The following is a 4,276-nucleotide window of genomic DNA, read 5'->3' as shown; positions in this document are numbered from 1 at the left end:
GGCAGGAGGTCCCGCACCGGTCCGATGCGCCGGCAGCGTTGGTTCCACACGCCGGCGTTCCGCAGAACAAGGACGCTGCCCTCAAATTCGTGAACTTCATGACCAGTGCGGAGACGCAGACAGCCCTCGACAAGCCGTTCTCGGCGCTGCCCGTGCTCAATGCGGCCACTCCGAACTTCACCGACAACGCGGAGGAAGCGAAAACCTTTGCGGATATCTATGCCACCAAGTCCAAGCCTCTCCCCCTGGTACCTGCCGAGGACCAGTTCGAAAGCACCGTCGGCAAGGCGATGAACCAGATGTTCGCCAAGATTGCCTCCGGCGGGACCGTCAGCACGGATGATATCCGCACGGCCATGAAGACGGCTGAACAGCAGGTCGCAGCAGCCGGTTAGCGGCACCGGGTGGTGCCGGGTAGCCCCGGCACCACCCGGTCGGCCGACCGCCCCTACAGAAAGGTCTGTTCCCGTGGCTGCTGCAACGGCACCCCCTATCGCTACCGAGGCCCCTCCGAAGTCCGGGCCCAAACAACGTCGGCCACGTCAGTCCGGCTGGTGGCTGCCTTACGCCCTGCTGACACCGGCCGTCGTCTTCGAACTGGCCATCCACGTCATCCCCATGGTGACCGGCATCTGGATGAGCTTCCTGAAGCTGACCAAGGCATTCATTTCCAACTGGGGCAACGCTCCGGTCACCGGCCTGACGAACTACCAGGTCGCCCTGGACTTCAACGGCGCCGTCGGGGCGGCGTTGCTCCAGTCCTTCCTCGTCACCTGTGCCTTCACTGTCCTGGTCGTTGGCATCTCCTGGACCCTGGGCATGGCCGCCGCCGTCGCACTCCAGGGGAAATTCCGCGGCCAGGGCTTTTTCCGCACGCTCTTCCTGGTTCCTTACGCACTGCCCATGTACGCCGGCATCATCGCCTGGAAGTTCATGCTGCAAAAGGACACCGGCGCGGTCAACCACTTCATCTATGACAATCTCCATCTGGGCGGGGACAAGCCGTTCTGGCTGATTGGCGATAATTCCTTCGTCGCCGTGGTCGTGGTCGCCATTTGGCGGCTCTGGCCCTTCGCTTTCCTGATGCTGATGGCCGGACTCCAGTCCATCCCCACCGACGTCTATGAAGCGTCCGCCGTCGACGGGGCCAAGCCCTTCCGGCAGTGGCGCTCGATTACCCTGCCTATGGTCCGGCCGGTGAACATGGTGCTGCTCCTGGTCATGTTCCTGTGGACGTTCAACGACTTCAACACACCGTTCGTGTTGTTCGGCAACGCACAGCCGCCCGCCGGGGACCTGATTTCCTTCCACATCTACAACGCCTCGTTCCTCACCTGGAACTTCGGCTCGGGCGCAGCCATGTCTGTGATGCTGCTGCTGTTCCTGCTGCTCGTCAGCGGCATTTACCTGATTGTCCTGAACCGGAGGTCCCAGCGTGCGTGAAACCAGCGGTTCCAAGGTGTTCCGGACCATCGTCGTTGCGCTGCTGACCGTCTTCACGGTGGTGCCCGTTTACGTCATGGTTACCTCGGCCATGAAGCCACTGTCCGACGTCCAGGGTGCCTTCACCTGGTGGCCGACGTCGGTGACCTTCGCCCCGTTCATTGACATGTGGAAGACCGTGCCGCTGGCATCGTACTTCGTCAACAGCGTCATCGTCGCCGGAGCGGCGACCGTCCTGAGCCTGCTTATTGCGGTCTTCGCGGCCTACGCGATCTCCCGCTACCGTTTCCTGGGCCGCTCAGTCTTTTCCACCACGATCCTGTCGACGCAGATGTTCCCTGGCGTGCTCTTCCTGCTGCCGCTATTCCTGATTTTCGTGAACATCAACTCCGCCGTCGGAATCCAGCTTGTCGGCACCCGCGCCGGCTTGGTGATTACCTACCTGACCTTCTCCCTGCCGTTCTCCATCTGGATGCTGTCTGGCTACCTTGACGGTATTCCGCGGGATTTGGACGAGGCAGCCAAGGTGGACGGATGCGGACCAATGGGTGCCCTGTGGCGCGTGGTGCTGCCGGCAGCGCGGCCCGGACTGGTAGCGGTCGCCATCTACAGCTTCATGACCTCGTGGGGTGAAGTGCTCTTCGCCTCCGTCATGACCACAGACGCCAACCGGACCCTGGCCGTGGGCCTGCAACTGTATTCCACCCAGACCAACGTCTACTGGAACCAGATCATGGCGGCGTCGCTCGTGGTCAGTGTTCCGGTCGTAGTCGGCTTCCTGCTGCTGCAGCGCAATTTCGTCGCCGGGCTCACGGCCGGCGCGGTCAAATAAAGCCGTCACGTAGATAGTCCCGGTGCGAGCGGCCCTTGCGACTTCACGGACGGCCCCTCCCGGCAGCTCCCGCGCGGATTCCGGTCGTCCGCGCAAAGCCCGGGGCCAACCGTGAAGTCGCATTTCTTTCGCTTTCCGGCGGTGGCGACTGGTGCGTGATAGCAATGGGACTGATGAAAACATACTTCTGGCTGGCAGCCGGGCTGCGGACCGCAGCGTGAGCGCCCTGGCAAGGATCCCCCGAGGCGGGCTCCTGATGATCGCGATCGGGCTCATCGCCCTCAATATGCGGGGCCCGTTCGTGGCGGTGGCGCCCGTGGTGGGGACCATGCAACGCGATCTGGGCTTCTCGCCGGTGGAGATCGGCTACCTGACCGGCATCCCGGTGCTCTGCTTTGCGCTCGCCGCGCCGCTGGCTTCGCTTACCGGTCGGAAGCTCGGGCCCGAGTTCGCGATTACGCTGACCCTGCTCGGCGTGCTGCTCGGTGTCGTGGTCCGGTCCGCCGGCGGCGGCGGCCTCGTCATGCTCGGCACCGTGATCCTCGGCATAGCCATCACGATCGGCAACATCGTGGTCCCGCTGATCATCCGCAGAGACTTCACCCCGGCCAGGCAGGGCGCAGCCATGGGCACCTACACCGCGGCACTCAATATCGGCTCCTTCGCCACCTCCGTGATTACGGCGCCGCTGGCCGAGTGGCTGGGCTGGCGTCCGGCCATCGCTGCGTGCGCCGTCTTCGCGGTCGCCGCGGCCGCCGTGTGGATTCCGGCCGCCGGCCGCAGTTCCTACCGGCCCGAAGCGATCCCCGGGACGGACCCCGCCGAGGCTTCGCGGCGGCCGGCGTCGCGCTGGATCACCGTGGCGCTGACAGTGGGGTTCGCCGGCCAGGCATTCTCCTATTACGGGGTCACCGCCTGGCTGCCCAGCCTCCTCGCCGACAAACTCGGGCTGGCGCCGTCGGCGGCCGGCGCCGGATCCTCGCTGTTCCAGATCCTGGCGATCGCGGGCGGTCTCGGCGTGCCGTTCGCGGCGCGCTTCGCGAGCACGACGACGGTCGGCCTCACCCTGGGGGCGCTGTGGCTGACGGTGCCGGTCGGGCTGCTGCTGGCGCCCGAGCTGTGGTGGCTCTGGTGCTCCTTCGGCGGGGCGGCCCAGGGCGGCGGCATCACCCTGATCTTCACCGCCATCATCCGGCTGGCCCGGGACCAGGCCTCGGCGGGCCGGATGTCCGCCGTCGTCCAGGGGGCGGGCTACTGCTTCGGCGCCGCGGCGCCCACGCTGCTGGGGTACGTGCATGGCGTCTCCAACTCATGGACCGGGCCGCTGCTGATGATCCTTGGCTCCGTGGCCATGTTCGTCCTGGGCTGTTCGCTGTCTTTGCGCCACGTCCCGAAGGCCCACTAGGGGCGGCGGCTCTCGGGGGTACCGGGGCCTGTTTACTCCGAGATGACAGGTAAGGCCCATGTTCGCGAAGAACATGGGCCTTATTTGTCATCTCGACGACGACGTTTTGAGTCGGCGGGGAAGGTTTTCCGTTGCCGGGCTGCCGCCCCGGATCTCGGGGGGCCTGTTGCGAAGGGCGTGGCAGCCCGGCAAGCGGAATTCTGGAAGTCCCGGCTCCGGCCGCCGGGAGCGGCGACCGGACCGGGAAGGCCTGCTAGGCCCCGGGTAGCTAGACGGCGAGCAGGCCGGCGTCGTCGCAGATTGCCTGATCGGCGCCGCCGCGGGCTTCGTGCAGGAAGCGGTCGTAAGCCGGCAGCGTCAGGAAGGCGGGGAACTCGTTGCCCAGGGTGACCTCCTCGAAGATGTCCCGGGCATCGGCGAAGCGGTCGCCTTCGAAGCGTTCCAGCCGGGCGAATTCCTCGTCCAGCATGTCCTCCACCCATTCGCGGGTGACGACGTCGCCCGCGTCCGTGATGGCCCGGGAGAAGATCCACTGCCACAGCTGGGAGCGGGAGATTTCCGCGGTGGCGGCATCCTCCATCAGGTTGTGGATGGCS

General features: G+C 65.7%; 3 protein-coding genes and 2 pseudogenes. 4 read left to right on the top strand and 1 reads right to left on the bottom strand.

The genetic code is table 11. The features are described 5' to 3' along the window. From AB4Y86_RS13250 to AB4Y86_RS13235, 4 genes and pseudogenes are all read left to right on the top strand, one after another. Nucleotides 1-395, top strand: a pseudogene (locus AB4Y86_RS13250) (hypothetical protein); the annotation flags it as partial. A 73-nt stretch (nucleotides 396-468) separates the two neighbouring features. Next, nucleotides 469-1,443 (top strand): carbohydrate ABC transporter permease, encoded by a 975-nt coding sequence (locus AB4Y86_RS13245; protein ID WP_441402680.1) that lies wholly within the window; start codon nucleotides 469-471, stop codon nucleotides 1,441-1,443. Then, a complete protein-coding gene (locus AB4Y86_RS13240) occupies nucleotides 1,436-2,275 on the top strand; it encodes a carbohydrate ABC transporter permease (RefSeq protein WP_441402679.1) in 840 nt (279 codons plus the stop codon). The genes AB4Y86_RS13245 and AB4Y86_RS13240 overlap by 8 nt, the downstream gene beginning before the upstream one ends. Before the next feature lie 256 nt (nucleotides 2,276-2,531). Next, nucleotides 2,532-3,680, top strand: coding sequence for an MFS transporter (locus AB4Y86_RS13235; RefSeq protein ID WP_441402681.1), 1,149 nt, complete (start codon nucleotides 2,532-2,534; stop codon nucleotides 3,678-3,680). A gap of 268 nt (nucleotides 3,681-3,948) precedes the next feature. Here AB4Y86_RS13235 and AB4Y86_RS13230 read toward each other — a convergent pair. Beyond that, a pseudogene (locus AB4Y86_RS13230) lies at nucleotides 3,949-4,276 on the bottom strand (malate synthase A); the annotation flags it as partial.

Origin of the sequence: Arthrobacter sp. 2YAF22_2 (genome assembly GCF_052114645.1) — a bacterium.
Classification (GTDB): Bacteria; Actinomycetota; Actinomycetes; order Actinomycetales; family Micrococcaceae; genus Arthrobacter.
This window is presented reverse-complemented; position numbering and strand designations above follow the sequence as displayed.